Below are 22654 nucleotides of genomic sequence, written 5' to 3'. Positions count from 1 at the left end.
TATGGCCAGACCTCGTGTTCTCTCCGGCATCCAGCCCACCGCGGACTCCTTCCACCTGGGCAACTACCTGGGTGCGGTCCGTCAGTGGGTCACCATGCAGGAGACCCACGACGCCTTCTACTGCGTGGTCGACCTCCACGCGATCACCGTGCCGACCGAGCCCGCCGCCCTGCGCAGGCGCAGCCGGGTGGCCGCCGCGCAGCTCTTCGCCGCCGGGCTCGACGCCGAGCGCTCGACCGTCTTCGTGCAGTCGCACGTGCGCGAGCACACCGAGCTCGCCTGGATCCTGATCTGCCTCACGGGCATGGGCGAGGCCGCCCGGATGACGCAGTTCAAGGACAAGTCGGCCAAGTTCGGCGAGAGCGCGGCCAGCGTCGGGCTGTTCACGTACCCGATCCTCCAGGCCGCGGACATCCTGCTCTACCAGGCCAACGCCGTGCCGGTCGGGGCCGACCAGAAGCAGCACCTGGAGCTCACCCGCGACCTGGGCCAGCGCTTCAACCACCGCTTCGGCGACACCTTCACGCTGCCCGACCCGTACATCCTCAAGGAGGTCGAGAAGATCACCGACCTCCAGGACCCGACGGCGAAGATGTCGAAGTCGTCCTCCAGCCCGGCGGGCATCCTCGACGTGCTGGAGCAGCCGGGGCCGCTGCGCAAGAAGGTCATGCGCGCGGTGACCGACACGGGCTCCGAGGTCCTGTTCGACGAGGAGAACAAGCCGGGCATCTCCAACCTGCTGCGCATCCAGTCGGCGCTGACCGGCACTCCCATCCCCGACCTGGTCGCCCGTTACGAGGGCCAGGGCTACGGCACGTTCAAGAAGGACGTGGCCGAGGCGGTCGTGGAGGCGTTCACGCCGATCCGGGAGCGCACGGAGAAGCTGCTGGCCGACGAGGTCGAGCTCGACCGCCTGCTGGCCGTCGGCGCCGAGCGCGCCGCTGCCGTGGCCCGGCGGACGATGGCCGAGGTCCGCGACCGCGTGGGCTTCCTGCCCAAGCTCTGACCGCTGAGGGACGGCGGGCCTGAGCTCCGGTCGCTGAAGGGCTGCCGTCCTTCAGCGGCCCGGCTGCGCCGGTGACCGGTCGAGGGGCCGGACGCGCAGGCGGGCGCGCAGCGCGGCCAGGCTCCGGCCGGTGAGCCGGACGTCGCCGGACACGGCGGTCCAGCCCGATCGTCCCCGGCTGAACGCCCAGCCGGGGAACTCCCGGACCGCCTCCTCCAGCAGGCGTTCCATGACGACGTCGGCGCTTGGAATTCTGGTCATGGACGCACAGTGCCACTCCGGCGGCTCACAGTGACGAACCGCGGCGACAGATCTCCCTGTTCGGAATCGGCGAACTGAGAGTTCGTCCTACACGTCGATGTTGTGGCGTTCGGCGAGGAAGCGCACCTCCGGCGCCCACGACGGCCTGGCGCGGCGGACCAGCGAACGGACCATCTCCCGCAGCAGCAGCTTGTGGTCGAGTTCCTCGGGGCTCTCGCGCTCGATCCGCAGCAGGTAGACCAGACTCGCGGCGTCGTCCCCCAGGTCCTCGCAGGCGCGGGCGACGTGGCACAGGTGGGTGGTGCGCCGCTCGATGGAGGGGGTCCGGCGGATGTCGATGTCGTCGGCGAGCCGCAGCACGTCCTCGGGGCGGCCGGTGTCGTTCTCGATGCTGGCCATGTGGATGGCCACGTTGGTGGGGCCGAAGAAGGCCAGGTCGTAGGCGCCTGAGTGGTCGTCCGCGCGGTCGGCGAGCTTGGCCGCGGTGCCGCGTACGGTCTCCCTGGCCTGGTCGTCGTCGCCGCCGCGGGCCGCGCTGATGGCGGCCAGCAGGTGCAGCGCGCCGAGCGCCTTGATGTGCCGTACGTCGCCGTCGGCCACATGGGGTTCGAGGAGCTCGATGCCGCGCCTGGCCACGTCGTGGGCGATCTGGTGCATGTCGTCGGAGAGCATCGACTGGCCGAGGTTCCAGTGGGCCCAGGCGAGCATCAGCGGGTCGGCGGACTCCTCGGCGTACCGCATGGCCCGGTCGGCGGCCAGGTGGGCGAGATCGACCCGCTGCAGGTGTTTGAGCACGCCCCTCGCCAGCATGTACGCGTCCGTCGCCACGCTGTAGGCCGAGGCCGTGCGCTCGGCCACCAGGCTCTCGGCGTCGGAGACCAGCGAGGGCAGCGCGGCCATCAGGATCGAGTACCGCCGGGCCGAGGTGAACCAGGCGTTGCGCGCCGCTGTCACCCGTTCCGACAGTTGCCCGGCGTCGGGCGGTTCGAGGTCGGGCTCGCGGGTGCGGCAGGCGAACAGGGCCCGCTCGATGTCGCGGATCTGCGGCCTGCTGGGCTCGTGGGAGTCGCGGGGGGTCTCGCCGAGGAGCACGGCGGTCCGTACGCCGAGGACCTTGGCGATCTCGCGGAGAAGGGGCAGCGAGGGGGTGCGTTTGCCATGTTCGATCAGTTCGATGTGGCGGGTGGTGCAGCCGGACTGGGTCGCCAGCGCGGTGGTGCTCATGCCCCTTCGTTCGCGCTGGAGCCTGACCATCTGCCCGGTGCTGATTTCGGTCATGGGGGTGGCGCCTCCTGGCTCGGTCCCAACCCCCCACAGGCTAGGGTGCCCGGACCGGCCCTGCCATGCGTTCCCCCCTGGTCAGGAGGTACGTCGGCAACCTCCCACGCCTGGGCTTTTACGGTTCTTTGCCCACTATTGGGACGGTCGGGTGTGGTGGTCGCGCAGCCGTGCGAGCAGGCCGACGAGCTGGTCGCGCTCGGCCTCGCTCAGGGGCGCCAGCACCTCGTCCTGGACGGCGTCGACCAGCCCGTCGAGCCGGGTGAGCCGGTCGCGCCCGCGTTCGGTCATGGAGATCACGTTGCGCCGGCGGGCGGCGGGGTCGGGCGCGCGCTCGACGAGGTCGCGCTCGGCCAGCTCGTTGAGCAGCGCGACCATGTCGCTGCGGTAGATGCCGGTGCGCCGGCTCAGCTCGGCCTGGCTGGCGGGGCCGGACTCGCGTAGCGCGACCAGCACCGCGTAGTGCCACTTGCGCGCGTCGGCGCGCGCGAGCCGGTCGCTGACCAGCCGGTCGGCCTGCATCGCGACGTGCGCGAGCAACCGGCTCGGCAGGCCGCGCAGGCGGGCGGGGGCGGCCTGGTCGCCGGCGTCGGTCATGTCGTGGCTCATGCCGGCGATCCTACCCTGTTGCGTTAGTCGCACTAACGATGTAACTTCATTAGTGCCACAAACGTTAGTAAGACGAACGAAAGAGGTCGTCATGCCTGTTGTCGATGTGCTGGACTCGACCATCTATTACGAGGACCGGGGCGAGGGCGCCCCGATCGTCTTCCTGCACGGAAATCCGAACTCCTCCCACTTGTGGCGCAACGTGCTTCCCGCCGTGGGCGGCCCCGGCCGGTTGCTGGCTCCCGACCTGATCGGCATGGGCCGTTCGGGGAAGCCCGACATCGACTACCGGTTCACCGACCATGCCCGTTACCTGGACGCCTGGTTCGACCGGCTCGGGCTGGAGGACGTGGTGCTGGTCGGGCACGACTGGGGCGGCGCGCTGGCCTTCGACTGGGCGGCGCGGCATCCGGAGCGGGTGCGCGGGGTGGCCTTCTTCGAGACCATCGTGCGGCCGATGAGCTGGAGCGAGCTGGGTGAGGGGCCGCGTGCCCGCAGTGAGCTGATCAGGAGCGAGGAGGGGGAGCGGCTGGTGCTCGACGACGACTTCCTGGTGCGGACGGCGTACACGGGCGGGGTGTTGAACCCGCTCTCCGAGGAGGAGCTGCGGCCGTACCTGGAGGCGTACGCGACCAGGGAGAGCCGCAGGCCGCTGCTGCAGTGGGCGCGTTCGATCCCGCTCGACGGCGACCCGGCCGACGTGGCCGAGGCGGTCGAGCGCTACGACAAGTGGCTGGCGGCCAGTGACGACGTGCCCAAGCTGCTGCTCACCTTCGACTCCTCGCCGACCCTGCTCATCCAGGGCGAGGTGCTCGACTGGTGCGCGCGCAACATCGCGGCCCTGGAGATCGAGCACCTGGGCCCGGCCGGTCACCACGCGCCGGAGGACCAGCCCGAGGCCATCGCGGCGGCGATCAGCTCATGGGCCGGCCGCCACGCGCTGCGCCCGAGCTAGCGGAACCGGCGGCGGCCGCGGAGCCCCAGCACCTCGCGCAGCGCGTCGGCCGCCGCCCGGACGTCCGCCTCGGGCACCCCGGCCAGCACCTCCTCGTGCGCCCGTGACGAGGCGTCGAGCGCCGCCAGCGCCACCCGGTGGCCCTCGGCCGTGAGCTGCACCCAGCGGCTGCGCGCGTCGCCCGCGTTGGCCTCCCGCTCGACGTAGCCCGCCGCCGTCAGGCGCTGGAGCACGTTGCTGGTGCCCCCGGAGGTCAGCAGCAGCGCCTTGGTCAGCTCGCTCGGTTTCATCCGGTGGGGCGCCGGTGTGCGGGCGAGCGCGGCCAGCACGTCGAACTCGGCGTAGGTCAGCCCCAGCTCGGTCAGCTCGGCCTTGATCGCCTGCTCGAAGACCATGTGCAGCCGGGACAGGCGCTTGCTCAGCTCCAAACTGGCGATGAGCGACGACGACAACCCCGACTCCGTCCAGCGGGGCACCATCGCGTCGATCTCGTCCGGTCTCACGCCATCGAGGATACCCATCGCCAGATTGCTTTCTAAAAAGCTTCTAGTTAAGCTTTTCGCCATGACAACTCTCCTGATCAAGAACGGCACCGTGATCGACACCGAGCCGGAGCCCGTGGTGCTCGGCCAGGTGGACGTGCGCGTCGAGGACGGCCTGATCGCCGAGGTGGGCCCCGGCCTGCCCGACGACCCGGACGCCGAGGTGATCGACGCCACCGGCCGGATCGTGTTGCCCGGGTTCGTCGACACCCACCGGCACACCTGGCAGACCGGCATCAGGGCGGTCGCCGCCGACCTCACCTTCGACGGCTACCTGCGCCGCATACTCAACGAGCTGGCCCCCGCCTACCGCCCCGAGGATGTCTACGCGGGCAACCTGGCCGGCGCCCTGGAATGCCTCGACACCGGCGTCACCACGCTGCTCGACTGGTCCCACATCCAGCTCTCGCCCGGCCACACCGAGGCCACCGTGCGGGCGCTGCGCGACTCCGGGATCAGGGCCGTGCTCGGCTACTGCCACGGCGGCGACCCGGGCGCGCTCGTCCGCGAGGGCCGCCGGGTGCACGACGAGCACTTCGGCGCGGGCGGCGGCCTGGTCACCATGGTCGTCGCCGCGCTCGGGCCGGAGATCGTGGACGAGGCGCACGCCCTGGCGGAGTGGCGTCTGGCGAGCGAGCTCGACCTGCCGGTCACCGTTCACATGGGTGGCCAGGGCCCGGACAGCGCCGCGCGCGGGCTGGCGTTCCTGGAAGCGAACGGGCTGCTGCGCCCCCGTACGACGTTCGTGCACGCCAACCACTACACCGACGAGGAGTTCAAGCGCATCGCGGGCAGCGGGGGCAGCGTGTCGGTCTCGCCGGTCGACGAGATGACGCTCGGCATCGGCTACCCGGTCAGCGGACGGGCCAGGGCGGCGGGCGTCCCGACCGGTCTCGGCATCGACACGGTGACCTGCGCGCCGGGTGACATGTTCAGCCTGATGCGGGCGGCGTACCTGCTGGAGCGCGGCCGTCCGGACGGCGCGGGCACCGGCTTCACCACCCGGGACGTGCTGCGCATGGCCACCGTCGAGGGCGCCGAGGTGGTCGGGCTGGGCGACGTCGTGGGCTCGCTGCGGCCGGGCAAGCAGGCCGACGTGCTGCTGCTGCGTACGGACACGCTCGGCATGGCGGCGGCGCACGACCCGATCGCCGCGGTGGTGCTCAACGCAGGCCCGAGCGCGGTGGAAACAGTGCTGGTGGGCGGGCGTGTGGTCAAGCGGGATGGGCAGATGCTCCACCAGGACCTGGCGGCGGTCCTCGCGGCGCTGGCAGAATCGGCCGGCACTGTGACGAGGTGATCAATCGCCTCCGGCCGGAGGTGTGAGGACGTGTTGGCGAGTCTGACCGAGCGGATCGAGTCGGTACGGGCCTGGGGGCGCAGGACGCTCGACCACTGGCGCGTCCGCAGGTTGTGGATCGACCACCTGGTCAGGGCCGTACGCCGCTACCAGATCCAGAGGGGCGACCGGCTGGCCGGCTCGGTCACCTACTTCTGCTTCCTGTCCTTCTTCCCGCTGCTCGCGCTCGGCTACGCGGTGCTCGGCTACACCCTCGACGCCAGCAGCGCGACCAGGGAGGCGCTGGAGACCGCCATCACAGAACGGCTGCCCGGCATCGCGGCCGACCTCAGACTGGACCAGATCGCCAGCGCCAGGACGACCGCCGGCATCATCGGCCTCTTCGGCCTCCTGTACGCCGGCCTCGGCGCGATGCCCGCCCTGCGCGCGGCCCTGCGCGAGATGTCGATGACCACCGTGCCGCCCCCGAACTTCTTCCTGGGCAAGCTGCGGGACCTGATCTCGGTCGTCCTGCTCGGGACGACGCTGGTCGCCTCCGCGCTGGTGTCGGGGGCCGCGACCACGGTCACGGACAAGGTGCTCGACGCCGTCTTCGGCGACAACTCGCTGCTCAGCACCCAGGGGTTCCGGATCTTCGTCGTGGTGGCGAGCGTCGTGGCCGACTGGGTGCTGTTCGTGATCCTGCTCGGCTGGGTGGCCAAGCCCGCCGAGCCGTTCAAGGTCATCGTTCGGGGGGCGCTGCTCGGCGCGATCGGGTTCGGGCTGCTCAAGCAGGCGGCGAGCCTGCTGCTCAGCACCACGCTGAGCAACCCGATCTACGGCGCGTTCGCCGCCACCGTTGGACTGCTGGTGTGGATGAACTTCTCCGCCAGGCTCGTACTGTTCGCCGCCTCGTGGACGTCCACCACCGGGTTGTGCCCGCCGCCGTCGCCGTCGCCGATCCCGTCGATCGGCGACCCACTGGGGGGCCCGGTCGCCGACCCACGATCGCTGCGCGGCCCGGCCCCCGAGTGCAAGGGCGCGACCCCGCGCCCGACCTCGGAGCCGTGACCCGTACGGGGGTCAGAGACGTGACTGGTTGCGCTTGCGGCGGATGCCGAAGCCGAGCCAGATCAGCCCGAACAGCAGGCCGCCGCCGATCACGGCCGACCCGACCGTACGGGTGGAGTCGGTCTGCTTCGAGGCGGCGGCGTCGAGCAGCGGCGGCTGGGCGGCCGGCGTCACCCGCGAGACCGGGGCCGACGCCTGCGGGGCGGCCCGCACCTGGTCGGGCACGGGATCGACGAGCTGTCCGACCGGGGTCACCTTGCCTCTGACGGAGAAACCCCAGTCGAGCAGCTTGGCCACCTCGTCCCAGAAGTAGCCCTCGTGCCGCATGATCGTGACGAGGACCGTGTGGCCGCCGCGGGTGGCCGCGCCGACGAAGCTGCCCTGCGCCTTCGAGGTCCAGCCGTTCTTGACGCCGATCATGCCCTGGTAGCGCCAGAGCAGCTTGTTGTGGTTGCTGATCTCGTAGTAGTCCTTGGGCGCCGGAAACTTCGCGGTCTTTGTGCTGATATATCGGCGGAAATCGGGGTTCGCGAGGCCGGCGCGGGCGATCAGCGCCAGGTCGTACGCCGAACTGCTCTGACCGGGCTTGTCCAGGCCGCTCGGCGTCTTCGCCACCGTGTCGTACGCCTGGAGCCGCTTGGCCTCGGCGTTCATGTCGCGCATGGTCTGCGGGACGCCGCCGTTCGTCTCGGCCAGCGCCATGGCCGCGTCGTTCCCCGACGACATCATCAGCGCGCGGAACAGGTCGTCCACCTTGTACGTCATCTTGGGCGTCAGCCCAACCGCCGTGCCCTCCTGGTTGCAGGCGTTCTGGCTGGGCCGGATCTTGCGGTTCTTGTCGAGCTTCGGCAGGAGCGTCAGGGCGGTGAGCGTCTTGAGCGTGCTCGCGGGCAGGTAGCGCCCGTGGGCGTCCTTCGCGGCGAGTACCTGGCCCGTCTCCACGTCCGCGATGACGTAGGAAGTAGCCTTGCTCTTGGGTGGCGCCTTGACGCCTTCCGGGTGCACCAGCCCACGGCTTCCCAGTGCGTCACCTCCGACCGGTGTCGTCGGGGCGGCGGTCGCGGTCCCGCTCGTGAGCGTGACCGCGGCGAGAAGTGCCGTAACCGGCACAAATTTCGTCCACATGGCGGTCTCAGCGTAGCTCCGTGTGAATGCCCATGTGGCGACACATTCCCCGGATGATCCGCCTTCGATACTGGAGAGATGACCATGTCACCAAAGATCGCCGGATTCCTCGTCATCCTCGGCGTGTTCATGATCGTCGAGTGGATCAACCTGGGGTTTAACTTGGCCGATGGGCACCCCACCGGCTTCTACGTCGTGCACGGGATCCTGGTCGGGGTGAACGTGATCCTCGGTGCGGTGCTGGCGGTGATCGGATGGCGCGGTCTGCGCGAGGCCGGGATCAGGCGTCGCAAAGAAGGCGCCGGGTGAGCGCGTGCAGCTCGTCGGCCTCCTCGCGTGAGTCGCCGATGGTGGTGAAACCCAGTTTCCCGTACTCGGGGAGGGCGCCGAGCAGGTGGAAGACGTTGCCGGTACGCCGGTCGGCGTCGAAGCCGATGCCGAGCCGCCCGGCGGTGCGCATGACCTCGCCCGGCGCGCGGCCGCGCAGGCAGGGCGCGGAGCAGTTGTCGGTCGCGGTGTAGAACTTCGGCTGGTTCCCGGCCATGAGGAGACCGGTGGCCGCGTCGTACCTCGCCCCGGTCGTCAGCACCGCGGCCCCGTACGGGTGCGTCGTGCCGCCGATCCTGAGGTTGATCTCGCACAGCAGCGCGGCGTACCCGGCGTCGGCCTTGAGGGCGAAGAAGTCCATGCCGAACAGGCCGACCACGCCGCGCTCGGCCAGGATGCCGGCGATCCGCTCGGCCGACTCGCCCACCTCGTGCCGGTACTCGGGGGCGGCGGGGAACGTGCAGCCCTGGTAGACGTCGTTGTTGGGGCCCCCGAGCACCTGGTCGTGGGTGGCCAGCACCGCGGCATGGCCCCCGGGCGTGATTCGGGCCAGGGCGCTCGGGTAGTAGAGCGGGCGATGTTCGATGAACTCCTCCACCACCGCCCCGCGATCCCTGATCTTCGTCGTGAAGCTCGTCCAGGTCTCCCCGGCCGCCGAAAATCGGGTCATCGACCGGTCGGCCTTGCTGACGATGGCGTTGCCGAGGCCCGAGTAGCCGTCGTTGAGCTTGACGATCACCCGTTCGCCCGGCAGGGAGTCGATGGCCTCGTCGATCGCGATGATGCTGTGCACGTCGCCGAAGCCGCGGGCCATGGGCACTCCGGCCTCGTGCCCGACCTCGCGGGCGCCGCTCTTGGAGCCGTAGTAGGCCAGTGAGGTGGCGGGGCCGTAGATGGGGACGTTGAGTAACGCGGCCAGCTCCTCCTCGGTCTCGCTGAGGACGAACGGCACCAGCCAGGCGTCGGAGTCGATCGCCGACCGTAGCCGGTCGAGGACGTCTGGTCGGCGCAGCAGCGTCCGGGTGAGGGGTTGCGACCAGGGCTCGTCGAGGCTGATGAGCCGCAGGCGCCTGGCGGCGTCGTCCGGGTCGGGAAGGAAGCCGAGGTAGTAGTCGATGATGTCGGGGTCGATCGGCGCGGAGGAGAGGTAGATCACCTTGACCCCGGGGGCCCGGAGCGTCAGGAGGAGGAAGAGCAGGCGCTCCTCGTACGATCTGGCTGCCGTGATGCGGCGGAGCTCGTCCTGCGGGAGGGAGAGCGAGGGTACGACCACCAGGGTCCCCTCACTCGGCTCGAAGATGCTCAACCCGGCATACTTCTCCCCGAACGGGATATTAGTGATCATATAGCGAGTGAAACACGCATTCTTCACAAATGCAGCAAGCGCTAAAGTGTCATGACCATGACAGAAGGTGACAGGATTCGAAATCGGTGAACACGTTTGGAAGTGGCGGCATCGGGTCACGATCAACTGATCCCTTGTGACTATTTCCGGATCAGGTAGACCTGTGCAGAACGTGACCACCTGCGGTTACGGGCATGCCGTCGGCCAACTTTTGGTGTATCTGTCGGCGCGAAGCCGCACGGGAGCGATAAAGTCGAGGCATCGCCATCGGGCTCACGGCCAACCGCTGTGCACCCGGGCTGCTGCGACCGATGAACGCTAAGCCCGTGCTGACGACCTCGCACCGATACCTCCGGGTGTGGCTTTCGATTCGCCGAGCGGCCGCCTCAACCAGGTGGCAACCGCGGGATGGACGAATATTGAGAGCGTTATGAGCCGCCGTCGAGGTTGTGGACGCGCGGCCACGACGGGATGGATGGTGACATATGCGGGGACGTGAGCTGCGGGGGGAACTGGACGCGTTCCTGGCGGAGATCGAGCAGGAGCTGGTGGCGTTCCGTCGCGACCTGCACATGCATCCTGAGCTGGCCTTCGCCGAATACCGTACGACCCAGCGCATCGCCGACCGGTTGACCGCCGCGGGGCTGACCCCGTCGGTGTTGCCGCGCGGCACCGGCCTCATCTGCGACGTGGGCAACGGCGACGGGCCCACGGTCGCGCTGCGGGCCGACATCGACGCGCTGCCGCTCCAGGACGAGAAGGACGTGCCCTACCGTTCCACCGTCCCCGGCGCCTGCCACGCCTGCGGGCACGACGTGCACACCACCGTCCTGCTCGGCACCTCGATCTTCCTGGCCCAGCAGGCCGCGGCGGGGTTGCTGCCGGGCCGGGTCCGGCTGATCTTCCAGCCCGCCGAGGAGCTGCCCGGCGGCGCCCTGGAGGTCATGGCCCACGGCGGCATCAGCGGCGTCGACCGCATCTTCGGCCTCCACTGCGACCCGCGCGTCGACGTCGGCCAGCTCGGCCTGCGGAGCGGCCCGATCACCTCGGCCTGCGACAAGCTCGTCGTCAGGGTCTCCGGCCCCGGCGGCCACACCGCCCGTCCCCACCTGACGGCCGACCTGGTCTTCGCCCTCGCCAAGATCCTCACCGAGCTGCCCGCCGCGCTCTCCCGCCGGGTCGACCCGCGTTCCTCGCTCAGCCTCGTCTGGGGCCGGGTCGAGGCGGGCTCGGCGGCCAACGCGATCCCCGACGACGGCATCGCCGAGGGCACGATCCGCTGCCTCGACGAGAACGCCTGGCACGCCGCGCCCGACCTGATCAAGGCCCTGCTGGAGTCCGTCGCCGGCGCCTACGGCGTCGAGGCCGTCATGGACTACACCCGCGGGGTGCCGCCGGTCGTCAACGACGAGGTCAGCGTCGAGATGCTGGCCGAGGCGGCCGAACGGGCCCTCGGCGCCGGCGCGGTGGTGCCGACCCAGCAGTCGCTCGGCGGCGAGGACTTCGCCTGGTACCTGGAGTCGATCCCCGGCGCCTTCGCCCGGCTCGGCACACGCTCGCCCGACGGCGTCACGTACGACATCCACCAGGGCACCTTCGACGTCGATGAGAAGGCGATCGCGATGGGCGTGCGGGTGATGGCCACCACGGCGCTGACCGCGCTGTGGGACGTCGGCCCGCTCGACTCGATCAGCAACGCCATGGCCTGAGCCCAGGTCCGACGGCCCGCCGCGCGACGCGGCGGGCCGTCGGCGTGTCAGGCGAGCCTGCCGAACACCACCGGCAGGCGCAGGGACGAGTGCCCCGGCGAGACGGTGACCCGGGTGCCGGCCGGGTAGCGCAGGGTGTAGTCGTGGTCGGTCGAGATGATCACCAGGCCCAGCCGGTGGCCCTTCTTGAACAGGTAGTCCTTGGGCTGGAAGTCCCAGGTGAAGGTGTACTCCTTGCCGGGGCGCAGTGGTTCCGTGCGGTCGGCGCGGTGGCGGTTGCGCACGTCGAGCCAGCCCCGGGAGACGATCTTGTACGGGGTCGTCGCCGTGCCGAGCCGTCTGAGCGTCGTGCACCCGGTGTCACCCGGGACGCCCTCGCCGTAGCAGTAGGTCTGGCCGGTCGACAGCAGTGTGCCGTCCGGGCGCACGTCGGTGCCGTAGTCCACCAGCAACGCCGTCAGGTACGGCGAGGCGCCGTCCTTGAACGAGGCCCGCACCGACACCGTCGGCGTGCCGGAGATCCGCACGTCGGCGGGCAGTTCGCCGGTCCGGTACGCCAGCCGGTTGGGGTCGGCCCCGGCCGTCTCCACCAGTTGCTCGGCCGTCCTGGTGCTCTGGTCCACGAAGGACTCCTTGGCCGACAGCGGCCGGGGCAGCAGGCCGAGGCGTTCGCCCGAGGCCGGGTGGAGCGAGACCGTCGTCGCGCCGGGCAGCGGCCAGGAGGCGTGCTGCTGCCACTCGCCGACGCCGATCTCCACGTCGGCCTGCGGCTCGCGCATGATCCCGGAGTCGATGCCCTGGAGCCAGTAGTCGAACCAGCCGTGCAACTGGCGCAGCCATTCGGCGGTGCGCAGGCTGAAGGGGTTCATGTGGGTGCCCTGGTGCAACCAGATCTTGCGGGGCACGTTCCGCTTGGCCAGGGCGTACCACCATTGGGCGAACTGCTTGCTCTTGACGTTCCAGTCGTTGAGCCCGTGCACGAGGAAGACGCTGGCCTTCACCTTGTTCACGTCGTTGACGTAGTTGCGGGCGTCCCAGAGCGGGCTGTAGTCGCCGGTGACCCGGTCCTGGTTCGCGGTGAGCGCGTCCATCTTCGCGCCGCAGACCTCGAAGCCCTTGTCCCTGGTCAGTACGAACTTGGCCAGCACGTCCAGGTCCTCGCCCTGGAAGCCGCCGGGGGCCAGCACGCCGCCGTTGGCGCGGTAGTAGTCGTACCAGCTGGAGATGGCGGCGATCGGGACGATCGTCTTCAGGCCCTCGACGCCGGTCGAGGCGACGGCGTTGGGCAGGGTGCCGTTGTAGGAGACGCCGATCATGCCGACCTTGCCCGTGGACCAGGTGGCGCTCACCTCGTTGCCGTCGGCGTCGAAGCCGCGGGCGCGGCCGTTCAGCCAGTCGATGGCGGCCTTGGGGCCCGCGGTCTCGTTCCGGTCGCCGGAGGACGGGCAGCCGGTGGCGCGGGCGCTGCCGACGTTCTCGACCAGGGCGATGGCGTAGCCGCGGGGCAGGAAGTAGTTGTCGTAGTAGCCGTCGAAGGGCTCGCTGGCCAGCTTGTCCGTCATCGACTTCAGCGTGGGCAGCGGGTTGCCGTTCTCGTCGACGTCCACGGGGTGGTTGGGGACGTCGTTGCCGGGTGCGTAGTAGGGGCTGGCCTCCATGATCACGGGGACCTTGAGTCCCTGGTCGGTCTCCTTGGGACGCAGGATGTCCATGGCGACCCGGTCGGGCTGCCCGTCGTCGTCGCTGTCGGTCCCGGCGACCTCGACGAACACCGTCTGCTTGACGGCGTCGGCGCGGGAGAAGACCGGCTGGGTCGCGTTGTTCTCGATCTTGATCGCGGGGGTGACGGCCGTCGCCGGGGAGGCGCCGCTCATGGTCACGGTGAGGATCGCGACCAGCGGTACGGCCAGTGCCTTCCAAGGGTGCATACGGGCTCCGATACGAAATTTCCACCGTTGATCGGAATCTCTGCCATGATCGACCGCTCGGCAAGGGCCCCTTCCATACCAAACTTGGGCAAAACTTTCCGGAGCCGTCCCAAGTGCCTGAACCCAGATTCAGGTCACGGACGCGCTTGATGTCGATAACGGAGCGGTTGCGACCCTGTGTGCCGGTTTGGTCTGCCCTGGTCAAGCAACTATCTTCCGTGCAGGTGCCGTACGTTTCTTCGCGCCTGCGATGAAGTTCGACGGCGAGGAAATGGAAGGGAGTCGCCTTGCTCGGCAAGCGATTCAGCAGGATTGCCGTCGGTTCGGTAGCCGGCGTTATGCTCATGGCGGCCGCGGCCTGCGGCGGCGGCGATGGTGGCACCTCGGCGAGCACGCAGCCGAGCTCCGGCGCGAGCAGCGAGGCCCCCAAGGGCGGTCTGAAGGTCGGCCTGGCGTTCGACGTGGGCGGCCGTGGCGACAAGTCGTTCAACGACGCCGCCTACGCGGGCCTGGAGAAGGCCAAGACGGAGCTGAACGCCGACATCAAGGAGCTGAGCCCGGCGGCCGACGGCTCCAACCGCGGCGACCTGCTGCGCCAGCTCGCGGATGCGGGCTACAACCCGATCATCGGTGTCGGCTTCGCGTACGGCGACGACATCAAGAAGACCGCCGCCGAGTACCCCGACGTGCAGTTCGCCGTCGTCGACTCGGCCTCCAACGGCCCGAACGTGACCGGCCTGCTGTTCGCCGAGGAGCAGGGCTCCTACCTGGCGGGCGTCGCCGCGGCGACCAAGTCGAAGAGCGGCCACGTCGGCTTCGTGGGCGGCGTCGAGAACGACCTGATCAAGAAGTTCCAGGCGGGCTTCGTGATGGGCGTCAAGTCGGTCAAGCCGGACATGAAGATCGACATCAAGTACCTCACCCCCGACGGTGACTTCTCCGGCTTCAAGGCCCCCGACAAGGGCAAGGTCGCGGCCGAGAAGATGTTCCAGGACGGCGCGGACATCGTCTACCACGCCGCCGGCGACTCCGGCCTCGGCGTGTTCCAGGCGGCGGCCGCGGCCAAGAAGAAGGCCATCGGCGTCGACTCCGACCAGCGCCAGACGGTCAAGGAGACCGACCTTCAGGCGGTCATCATGACCTCGATGCTCAAGCGCGTGGACGTCGGCGTCTTCGAGTTCGTCAAGGCCTTCCAGGGTGGCGCCAAGGGCGGCAGCAACACCGTCTACGACCTCAAGGTCGACGGTGTGGGGCTGTCCACCACCGGTGGCGAGATCGATGACATCAAGGACAAGCTCGACGCTGCCAAGAAGGACATCGTCGACGGCAAAATCACGGTTCCGTCCAAGCCGTAATCTGGGTAGGAGAGACGACCGAGGGCCCGGAGTCCCCACTTCGGGCCTTTGGTCTATATCCCCCCTTTCCGCCCCCATGCTCTAGGAGAGGCGTAATGAGCTCGGACACCCTCGCCGCGGTGCAACCCGCCGTAGAGCTGGAGGGCATCACCAAGCGTTTCCCCGGTGTCGTCGCCAACCACGACATCCGCATCACCGTCGAACCCGGCACGGTCCACGCGATCGTCGGGGAGAACGGCGCGGGCAAGTCGACCTTGATGAAGATCCTGTACGGCATGCAGAAGCCGGACGAGGGCACGATCAAGGTCAACGGCCGCGAGGTGACGTTCCGTACCCCCAGCGACGCCATCGACGTCGGCATCGGCATGGTCCACCAGCACTTCATGCTGGCCGACAACTTCACCGTGCTGGAGAACATCGTTCTCGGCGCCGAGCCCACCAAGGCCGGCGTGCTCGACACCGGCAAGGCCAGGGCGCGCATCGCCCAGCTCGCCAGCAGCCACGGCCTGCGCGTCGACCCCGACGCGCTGGTGGAGGACCTCGGCGTCGGCGACCGGCAGCGCGTGGAGATCCTCAAGGTCCTCTACCGCGGCGCCCGCATCCTCATCCTCGACGAGCCGACGGCGGTGCTCGTCGCGCAGGAGGTCGAGGAGCTGTTCCAGAACCTGCGCGAGCTCAAGGCCGACGGGCTGACCGTCATCTTCATCTCGCACAAGCTCGACGAGGTGCTGAACATCGCCGACGCGATCACCGTGATCCGCCGCGGCACCACCGTCGCCAGCGTCAACCCGGCCGAGGTCACCGCGCGCCGGCTCGCCGAGCTGATGGTCGGCAGCGAGCTGCCCACGCCGGAGACCCGCGAGTCCACCGTCCGCGAGGACGTCACGCTGAGCGTGTCGCGCCTGACGATGGAGGCCGACGGCTTCCGTCCCGTCCCCAAGGGCACCTCCGTCGGCCTGTACGTCGACAAGCTGCGCGAGGAGGGCAAACGCCTGCTCCTCGACGACGTCTCCTTCGACATCCACGCCGGCCAGATCCTGGGCGTCGCCGGGGTCGAGGGCAACGGCCAGTCGGAGCTGATCGAGGCGATCATGGGCATGCGTCCCGCCCACGGCACGATCACCCTCGGCGGCGTGGACATCAGCGCCTGGTCCACGCTGAAGCGCAGGGAGGCCGGCATCGGCTACATCCCCGAGGACCGCCATCGGCAGGGCCTGCTGCTGGAGGCGTCCCTGTGGGAGAACCGGGTGCTCGGCCACCAGACCAGGCCCCCGGCGCGCAGCGGCATCTGGGTCGACCGGCGTGCCTCCAAGGCCGACACCGAGCGCATCGTCAAGGAGTACGACGTGCGCACCCCCAGCGTGGACACCCTGGCCCTGGCCCTGTCCGGCGGCAACCAGCAGAAGCTGATCGTCGGCCGCGAGATGAGCGGCGAGCCGTCGTTCCTCATCGCCGCGCACCCCACCCGGGGCGTCGACGTGGGCGCGCAGGCCGCCATCTGGGACCACCTGCGCAACGCGCGGGCCGCCGGCCTGGCCGTGCTGCTGATCTCCGCCGACCTCGACGAGCTGATCGGCCTGTCCGACACGATCAGGGTCATCCTGCGCGGCCGGCTCGTGGCCGAACTCGATCCTTCCGACGTCACGCCCGAGCGGCTTGGCGGTTACATGACCGGCGCCATCGCCGGCACTGAGGAGACGTGATGCCCGCCGGGCTCAACCGGGCGCTGCTCACCGTCGCAGGCGCCGTCGTCGCCATCGTCCTGGCGATCGCGATCTCCAGTGTGGCGATCATCGCGGCGGGCGCCAGCCCGATCGACGCGTTCGCCGCCTTCTTCGACTTCGGCGAGACCGCGCGCTCGGTGTCCAACGGCATCGCGGCGTTCCTGAACCGGGCGGTGCCGCTGTTCATCGCGGGTCTCGCGGTGGCGGTCGGCTTCCGCATGAACCTCTTCAACATCGGCGTCGAGGGCCAGTACCGGATCGCGGCCATCTGCGCGGCGTTCGTCGGCTCGACGTTCACCGCGCCGAAGCCGATCCAGATCGCGGTGATCATCGTCGTGGCGGCGGTCGTGGGCGGCGCGTACGCGCTGATCCCCGCGATCATGAAGGTGACCCGCGGCGTCAACGAGGTCATCTCCACGATCATGCTCAACTACATTGCCATCAGCCTGTCCTCCTACCTGGTACGCGGCCCGTTCACGGGCGAGCGGGCCGCCGGCCAGCTCACCACGACCACGCCGCAGCTCCCCGAGTCGGCCATGTTCCCCAACCTGAACTTCGTCTTCGACTGGTTCGGGCTGCTGCCGCCCACCCGCGGCGGCGGCGTGTGGGGCTTCCTGCTCGTGGCCGTCGTGCTCGGCCTGGTGATCTGGGTCGTGCTGGAGCGCACCCGCTTCGGCTTCAACGTCAAGGCCAGCGGGCTCAACGGCCCGGCCGCGTTCGCCTCGGGCGTCAACCCGAAGAAGATGGTCATCGCGGCCATGGTGTTGTCCGGCGCGATCGCCGGGCTCATCGGCCTGCCCGAGATCCTCGGCGACAAGGGCGCCTTCAACTCCAACTTCACCGCGGGTCTGGGCTTCCTCGGCATCGCGGTGGCGCTGCTGGGCAGGAACAAGCCCGTGGGCATCGCGATCGCCGCGCTGCTGTTCGCCTTCCTCGACCGGGCGCAGGGCGCGCTGCAGATCGCGGACGTGCCGTCGTCCGTCATCACGATCATCCAGGGCGTCATCGTCCTGCTGGTGGTGATCGCGAACGAGGTGACCAACCGCATCGCGTTGCGGCTGGAGGAACAGCGGGCGGCCCGGCAGCTCGGCACGAACAAACCGGTTGAGGTGGCAGTATGACCAGGGTCGGCAAGTACCATCTGGCGCTCATCGGCGCCGCCGCGCTCATCCTGCTGCTGTCGCTGGTGCGGATCATCTCCGACCAGGACGACCTGACCTCCTCGGGCACGTTCAACGCGGCGCTGCTGCTCGCGGTCCCGATCGGCCTGGCCGGTCTCGGCGGCCTGTGGGCCGAGCGGGCCGGCGTGGTCAACATCGGCCTCGAAGGCATGATGGTGCTCGGCACCTGGTTCGCCGGCTGGGCCGGGTACCAGTGGGGCCCGATGGCCGCGCTGCTCGCCGGGCTGCTCGGCGGCGCGCTCGGCGGGCTGATCCACGCGGTCGCGACCGTCACGTTCGGCGTCGACCACATCATCAGTGGCGTCGCCATCAACCTGCTGGGCCCCGGCATCACCCGCTTCCTGTCCGAGGTCCTCTACGGCGAGGGCACCTCGGCCAGCGCGAAGGGCGCCGGCATCACCACCTCGCCCGCGATCAGCTCGTCCGCGCCTGAGGTGAGCCTGCCCGTGTTGTCGGACGGCCCCGACCTGCTGGGCAAGCTGGAGAGCACCCACTGGTTCCTGCTCTCCGACCTCGCCGGCATCCTGCGCGGGCTCACCCACGACGTGAACGCGCTGGTCATCCTGGCCGTGTTGCTGCTGCCGGTGACGTACCTGGTGCTCTGGCGCACGTCGTTCGGGCTGCGGCTGCGTTCGGCGGGGGAGAACCCGTGGGCGGCCGAGTCGCTGGGCGTCAACGTCTACCGGATCAAGTACCTCGCGGTCGTCGTCTCCGGCGCCTTCGCCGGGCTCGGCGGCGTGTTCCTGGTCTTCGTCTCCAACAAGTACGTCGAGGGCCAGACGCAGGGCCGCGGCTTCATCGGCCTGGCCGCCATGATCTTCGGCAACTGGCGGCCCGGCGGGCTCGCGGCCGGCTCGTCCCTGTTCGGGTACGCCAGCGGTCTGCAACTGCGCAGCTCCGGCGAGGTCAGCGCGGTCACCTCGTTCTTCCTGTTCGGCTCGCTGCTGCTGCTGATCTACATCGCGCTCCAGGTCCGTAAGCTGGTCGCGCCGGGTCAGCCCGCCGAGGTCGTGGCGAGGGGCGTCAAGGACTACACGGTGATCGCCGCCGCCGCGGCGGGCGCGATCCTGCTGTTCTGGCTCTGGCGGACCGTGAAGACACTGCCGGGCGAGTTCGTCTACATCACGCCACACGTGCTCACGCTGCTCGTGCTCCTGGTCGCTTCGCAACACCTGCGGATGCCCAAGGCCGACGGCGTGCGCTTCCGCCGGGGGGATCAACATTGAACATCGACTGGGACGGCCTGCGCGACGAGGCGTCCGCGGCCATGCGCAACGCGTACGCGCCGTACTCCAAGTTCCCGGTGGGGGCGGCGGCGCTGGTGGACGACGGCCGGATCGTCACGGGTTGCAACGTCGAGAACGCCTCGTACGGCCTCGGCCTGTGCGCCGAGTGCGGCCTGGTGTCCGCGCTGCACATGTCGGGCGGCGGCCGGCTGGTGGCCTTCACCTGTGTGGACGGCCACGGCGAGCTGCTCATGCCGTGCGGGCGCTGCCGCCAGGTCCTGTACGAGTTCGGCGGTGAGGACCTGCTGGTCGAGACCGTCGACGGCCCCAAGCGCATGGCCGAGATCCTCCCGTACGCGTTCGGCCCCGACGACCTCAGCAGGAGCACCTGATCATGGACGCCATCGAGGTCATCCGCGCCAAGCGGGACGGCGTCGAGCTGTCGGCCGCCCAGATCGACTGGGTGATCGCCGCCTACACGCGCGGCGACGTGGCCGACGAGCAGATGTCCGCGCTCGCCATGGCCATCCTGCTCAACGGCATGAACCGGCGCGAGATCGCCGACTGGACGCAGGCCATGATCCGCTCGGGCGAGCGTATGGACTGGTCGATGCTCGACCGGCCCACGGCCGACAAACACTCCACGGGCGGCGTGGGCGACAAGATCACGTTGCCGCTGGCGCCGCTGGTGGCCGCGTGCGGCGCGTACGTCCCGCAGCTCTCCGGGCGCGGCCTCGGCCACACCGGCGGCACGCTCGACAAGCTGGAGTCCATCCCCGGCTGGCTGGCCTCGCTCTCCAACGACCAGATGCTGCACGTCCTGCGCACGGCCGGAGCGGTGGTCTGCGCGGCCGGCTCGGGCCTGGCCCCGGCCGACAAGAAGTTGTACGCGCTGCGCGATGTCACCGGCACCGTCGAGTCGATCCCGCTGATCGCCTCGTCGATCATGTCGAAGAAGATCGCCGAGGGCACCGGCTCGCTGGTGCTCGACGTGAAGGTGGGCTCCGGGGCGTTCATGAAGACGACCGAGGCGGCCCGCGAGCTGGCCGAGACCATGGTCGCGCTCGGGAGCGACGCGGGCGTGCGCACGGTCGCCCTGCTGACGGCCATGGACCGGCCGCTCGGTCGGGCCGTGGGCAACGCGCTGGAGGTCGAGGAGTCGATCGAGGTGCTGGCCGGCGGCGGGCCGTCCGACGTGGTCGAGCTGACCGTACGGCTGGCGCGCGAGATGCTGGAGGCCGCCGGGGTCGCCGGCAAGGACCCGGCCGACGCGCTGCGTGACGGGTCGGCCATGGACGCCTGGCGGCGGATGATCTCCGCCCAGGGCGGCAACCCGGACGCGATCCTGCCTCGCGCGGCCGAGACCATGACGGTCCAGGCGCCGTCGTCCGGGGTGCTGGCCCACCTGGACGCGTACGCGGTGGGGCTGGCCGCCTGGCGGCTCGGCGCCGGACGGGCGCGCAAGGAGGACCCGGTGTCGTTCGGCGCGGGGATCATGCTGCACGCCAAGCCCGGTGACCTGGTACGCGAGGGACAGCCGCTGATGACGCTGCACGCGGACGAGACGGCCCGGTTCGAGCGGGCGCTGGACGCGCTGGAGGGCGGCTACGAGGTGGCCGACGCGGGCCGCGACCTCCTGCCCCTGGTCATCGACCGCATCGGCTGACCCGCGGGGCGGGGTTTCGCCGCTCGTTGAACCACCCCGGAAAGACCCGTGCACGGCGGCCGGCCCGACGAGGGGCCGGCCGCCCGCGTGTTCTCCGGCGCGTTCGTCAGGGAACGGGGACCGGGGTGTCGGCGAAGACGTCGTTGAGGACGGCGCGCTGCGTGGGCAGGGCCTGGGCGTGCCGGGTGCGGCCCTCGTCGGTGATGCAGACGAACACGCCCCGGCGGTCGGAGTCGCAGGTGCCGCGGGTGACGAGCCCGCTCTTCTCCAGCCTGGCCACGACCCTGGACAGGGCGCTCTGGCTCAGGTGGACCTCCTCGCAGAGCTCCTGGATGCGCAACTGCTTGTCGTGGTGGACGATCCGGTCGAGCACCTCGAACTCACTGGGCCCGATCCCATGATGCTCGCCCAGCTCCCGCTCCAGCGCGCACATGGCCTTCGCGTGTTTGGCCAGGACATAATGCCAGGTCTCGACCACGAACTCCTCGTCCATGTCGCGGAGGTTACCATCTCGCGAAGATTCATGCAACGACATTAAATGCGCTTGCATTAGATGCGGGCGCATGTATTGTTCTGACCCATGTCCTCTTCCTCATCCCGTTGGGGCGCGCTCGCCGTGCTCTGTGCAGTGATCTTCCTTGACGCCCTTGATGTCTCGATGGTGGGCGTCGCCCTGCCCGCCATCCAGCACGACCTGGGCCTCAGCACCTCTTCCCTGCAGTGGGTGGTCAGCGGCTACGTGCTCGGTTACGGCGGTCTTCTGTTGCTCGGGGGCAGGACCGCCGACCTGCTCGGGCGGCGCAGGGTGTTCCTGGTCGCTCTGGGCGTCTTCGCCGTCGCGTCGTTGCTGGGCGGTGTCGTGGACGACGGAGGGCTGTTGATCGCGGCCCGCTTCGTCAAGGGTGTGGCCGCCGCGTTCACCGCGCCCGCCGCTTTGTCGATCATCACCACCACGTTTCCGGAGGGCCCGGAGCGCAACAAGGCATTGAGCATCTTCACCGCCTGCGCCGCGAGCGGTTACTCGCTGGGCCTCGTGCTCTCCGGTCTGCTGACCGGGCTCGGCTGGCAGTGGACGCTCCTCATGCCGGTGCCGGTCGCGGTCATCGCGCTGATCGCCGCGTTGAAGGTGCTGCCGAAGGGCCGGGAGGAGCGCGCCGAAGGCGGTCACGACCTCATCGGTGCCGTGCTGATCACCGCCTCGATGTTGCTGCTGGTCTTCACCGTCGTGCAGGCTCCCGAGGTCGGCTGGGCCTCGTTCCGGACGATCGGCTCGCTGGTGGCCGTGGCGGTGCTGCTCGGCCTGTTCGTCTTCACCGAGCTGCGGTTGAAGCACCCGCTGGTGCGGCTCGGCATCCTGCGCTCGGGCCACATCGTCCGCGCCAACCTCGGACTGCTCATCCTGATGGGTTCGTACGTCGCCTTCCAGTTCGTGGCCATGCAGTACTTCCAGAACCTGCTGCACTGGTCGGCGCTCGGCACGGCCATGGCGTTCCTTCCCGCGGGCCTGCTCGTCGCGGTCACCTCGACCAAGATGGGCGACTTCGCCGACAGGTTCGGCACCGGCAAGCTGATCGTCATCGGCGCCGCGGCCCTGGCCGGCGGGTACGCGATCTTCCTGGGCATCGACGAGACGCCGAGCCTGGGCGCCATGGTGATCCCCGGCATGGTCCTGCTGGGCGTGGCGTTCGCGCTGTCCTTCCCCGCGCTGAACATCCAGGCCACCAACGGCGTGCACGACGACGAGCAGGGCCTGGCCTCCGGGCTGCTCAACACCTCCGGCCAGGTCGGCGGCGCGATCGTGCTGGCCGTGGTGACCGCCGTGCTGACCTCGGGCGGGAACGGCGAGACGTTGTCGATCGGCGCGCTGCGCTCGGCGATCGTGGTCTCGCTGGTGCTGGCCCTGGTCGGGCTGGCGATCTCGGCCACCGGGCTGCGCTCGCGCCGGGCCGCCGCCGAGGTCGAGGCCGAGGCCCAGGCCGAACGGGAGGGCGTGAAGGTCGTCGAGGCCGTCTGATCCGTGCTGATCGGGCCGCATGGCCCGAGCCGACCGGGTCACCTGGTCCGTGA

At 69.8% G+C, this 22654-nt stretch carries 21 protein-coding genes; 13 read left to right on the top strand and 8 right to left on the bottom strand.

Annotation, left to right across the window (positions count from 1 at the left end; all coding sequences use genetic code 11):
• The first annotated feature begins 1 nt into the window (after window position 1).
• Complete coding sequence (gene trpS / locus DMB42_RS40660; RefSeq protein WP_125644406.1) at window positions 2–1006, top strand: tryptophan--tRNA ligase; 1005 nt, start codon at window positions 2–4, stop codon at window positions 1004–1006.
• Between the two features lie 51 nt (window positions 1007–1057).
• Here trpS and DMB42_RS40655 read toward each other — a convergent pair whose 3' ends face one another.
• From DMB42_RS40655 to DMB42_RS40645, 3 genes are all read right to left on the bottom strand, one after another.
• Window positions 1058–1267 carry a hypothetical protein gene (locus tag DMB42_RS40655; protein WP_125644404.1) on the bottom strand — a complete coding sequence of 70 codons (210 nt, stop codon included), beginning with the start codon at window positions 1265–1267 and terminating at the stop codon, window positions 1058–1060.
• 87 nt (window positions 1268–1354) lie between these two features.
• Window positions 1355–2545 (bottom strand): helix-turn-helix domain-containing protein, encoded by a 1191-nt coding sequence (locus tag DMB42_RS40650; RefSeq protein WP_125644402.1) that lies wholly within the window; start codon window positions 2543–2545, stop codon window positions 1355–1357.
• Window positions 2546–2680: 135 nt separating this feature from the next.
• Window positions 2681–3154, bottom strand: coding sequence for a MarR family winged helix-turn-helix transcriptional regulator (locus DMB42_RS40645; protein ID WP_125644400.1), 474 nt, complete (start codon window positions 3152–3154; stop codon window positions 2681–2683).
• Between DMB42_RS40645 and DMB42_RS40640 the strand changes: the two genes are divergently transcribed.
• Window positions 3141–4109, top strand: a complete 969-nt coding sequence (locus DMB42_RS40640; protein WP_312024792.1) for a haloalkane dehalogenase — start codon at window positions 3141–3143, stop codon at window positions 4107–4109. The genes DMB42_RS40645 and DMB42_RS40640 overlap by 14 nt on opposite strands.
• Here the strand turns inward: DMB42_RS40640 and DMB42_RS40635 are convergent.
• Window positions 4106–4612 (bottom strand): MarR family winged helix-turn-helix transcriptional regulator, encoded by a 507-nt coding sequence (locus tag DMB42_RS40635; RefSeq protein ID WP_185845122.1) that lies wholly within the window; start codon window positions 4610–4612, stop codon window positions 4106–4108. The two genes, DMB42_RS40640 and DMB42_RS40635, sit on opposite strands and share 4 nt — an antisense overlap.
• Before the next feature lie 61 nt (window positions 4613–4673).
• Between DMB42_RS40635 and DMB42_RS40630 the strand changes: the two genes are divergently transcribed.
• A complete protein-coding gene (locus DMB42_RS40630) occupies window positions 4674–5951 on the top strand; it encodes an amidohydrolase family protein (RefSeq protein WP_125644394.1) in 1278 nt (425 codons plus the stop codon).
• 30 nt (window positions 5952–5981) lie between these two features.
• Window positions 5982–7001: a YihY/virulence factor BrkB family protein gene (locus tag DMB42_RS40625; protein WP_260478234.1), complete on the top strand. Its 1020-nt coding sequence runs from the start codon at window positions 5982–5984 to the stop codon at window positions 6999–7001.
• Between the two features lie 12 nt (window positions 7002–7013).
• Here DMB42_RS40625 and DMB42_RS40620 read toward each other — a convergent pair whose 3' ends face one another.
• Window positions 7014–7943, bottom strand: a complete 930-nt coding sequence (locus tag DMB42_RS40620; protein ID WP_396985209.1) for a D-alanyl-D-alanine carboxypeptidase family protein — start codon at window positions 7941–7943, stop codon at window positions 7014–7016.
• Between the two features lie 261 nt (window positions 7944–8204).
• Between DMB42_RS40620 and DMB42_RS40615 the strand changes: the two genes are divergently transcribed.
• Window positions 8205–8435 carry an SCO4848 family membrane protein gene (locus DMB42_RS40615; protein ID WP_125644390.1) on the top strand — a complete coding sequence of 77 codons (231 nt, stop codon included), beginning with the start codon at window positions 8205–8207 and terminating at the stop codon, window positions 8433–8435.
• Here the strand turns inward: DMB42_RS40615 and DMB42_RS40610 are convergent.
• Window positions 8407–9798 (bottom strand): peptide ligase PGM1-related protein, encoded by a 1392-nt coding sequence (locus DMB42_RS40610; protein ID WP_185845121.1) that lies wholly within the window; start codon window positions 9796–9798, stop codon window positions 8407–8409. The two genes, DMB42_RS40615 and DMB42_RS40610, sit on opposite strands and share 29 nt — an antisense overlap.
• A 485-nt stretch (window positions 9799–10283) precedes the next feature.
• Here DMB42_RS40610 and DMB42_RS40605 point away from each other — a divergent pair, with 485 nt between their 5' ends.
• Window positions 10284–11507, top strand: coding sequence for a M20 family metallopeptidase (locus tag DMB42_RS40605; protein ID WP_125644388.1), 1224 nt, complete (start codon window positions 10284–10286; stop codon window positions 11505–11507).
• A gap of 47 nt (window positions 11508–11554) precedes the next feature.
• Here the strand turns inward: DMB42_RS40605 and DMB42_RS40600 are convergent, their stop codons facing one another.
• The gene (locus tag DMB42_RS40600; protein ID WP_125644386.1) at window positions 11555–13435 is read right to left on the bottom strand and encodes a Xaa-Pro dipeptidyl-peptidase; all 1881 of its coding nucleotides are present in this window, start codon (window positions 13433–13435) and stop codon (window positions 11555–11557) included.
• Between the two features lie 344 nt (window positions 13436–13779).
• Between DMB42_RS40600 and DMB42_RS40595 the strand changes: the two genes are divergently transcribed.
• The 6 genes from DMB42_RS40595 to DMB42_RS40570 all read left to right on the top strand — a co-directional run bounded on the left by DMB42_RS40595 (window position 13780) and on the right by DMB42_RS40570 (window position 20587).
• Window positions 13780–14790 carry a BMP family protein gene (locus DMB42_RS40595; RefSeq protein ID WP_260478233.1) on the top strand — a complete coding sequence of 337 codons (1011 nt, stop codon included), beginning with the start codon at window positions 13780–13782 and terminating at the stop codon, window positions 14788–14790.
• Window positions 14791–14885: 95 nt separating this feature from the next.
• Window positions 14886–16493: an ABC transporter ATP-binding protein gene (locus DMB42_RS40590; protein ID WP_125644382.1), complete on the top strand. Its 1608-nt coding sequence runs from the start codon at window positions 14886–14888 to the stop codon at window positions 16491–16493.
• Window positions 16493–17635 (top strand): ABC transporter permease, encoded by a 1143-nt coding sequence (locus DMB42_RS40585; protein WP_125644380.1) that lies wholly within the window; start codon window positions 16493–16495, stop codon window positions 17633–17635. Before DMB42_RS40590 ends, DMB42_RS40585 begins: the two co-directional genes overlap by 1 nt.
• On the top strand, window positions 17632–18921 hold the full coding sequence (locus tag DMB42_RS40580; protein ID WP_125644378.1) for an ABC transporter permease: 1290 nt from the start codon (window positions 17632–17634) through the stop codon (window positions 18919–18921). Before DMB42_RS40585 ends, DMB42_RS40580 begins: the two co-directional genes overlap by 4 nt.
• Window positions 18918–19313 (top strand): cytidine deaminase, encoded by a 396-nt coding sequence (locus DMB42_RS40575; protein WP_125644377.1) that lies wholly within the window; start codon window positions 18918–18920, stop codon window positions 19311–19313. The genes DMB42_RS40580 and DMB42_RS40575 overlap by 4 nt, the downstream gene beginning before the upstream one ends.
• Before the next feature lie 2 nt (window positions 19314–19315).
• A complete protein-coding gene (locus DMB42_RS40570; protein ID WP_125644375.1) occupies window positions 19316–20587 on the top strand; it encodes a thymidine phosphorylase in 1272 nt (423 codons plus the stop codon).
• Window positions 20588–20693: 106 nt separating this feature from the next.
• Here the strand turns inward: DMB42_RS40570 and DMB42_RS40565 are convergent, their stop codons facing one another.
• Entirely contained in the window at window positions 20694–21080 is a 387-nt protein-coding gene (locus DMB42_RS40565; RefSeq protein WP_125644373.1) for a MarR family winged helix-turn-helix transcriptional regulator, read from the bottom strand.
• 87 nt (window positions 21081–21167) lie between these two features.
• On the opposite strand from DMB42_RS40565, the gene DMB42_RS40560 reads away from it, so the two are divergent.
• On the top strand, window positions 21168–22601 hold the full coding sequence (locus DMB42_RS40560; RefSeq protein WP_125644371.1) for an MFS transporter: 1434 nt from the start codon (window positions 21168–21170) through the stop codon (window positions 22599–22601).
• The last annotated feature ends 53 nt before the right edge of the window (window positions 22602–22654 follow it).

It is taken from the genome of Nonomuraea sp. WAC 01424 (assembly GCF_003947315.1).
In the GTDB taxonomy this organism is placed as follows: domain Bacteria; phylum Actinomycetota; class Actinomycetes; order Streptosporangiales; family Streptosporangiaceae; genus Nonomuraea; species Nonomuraea spiralis.
The sequence above is the reverse complement of the archived record's forward strand: the minus strand, read 5'-3'. Positions and strand labels throughout refer to the sequence as shown.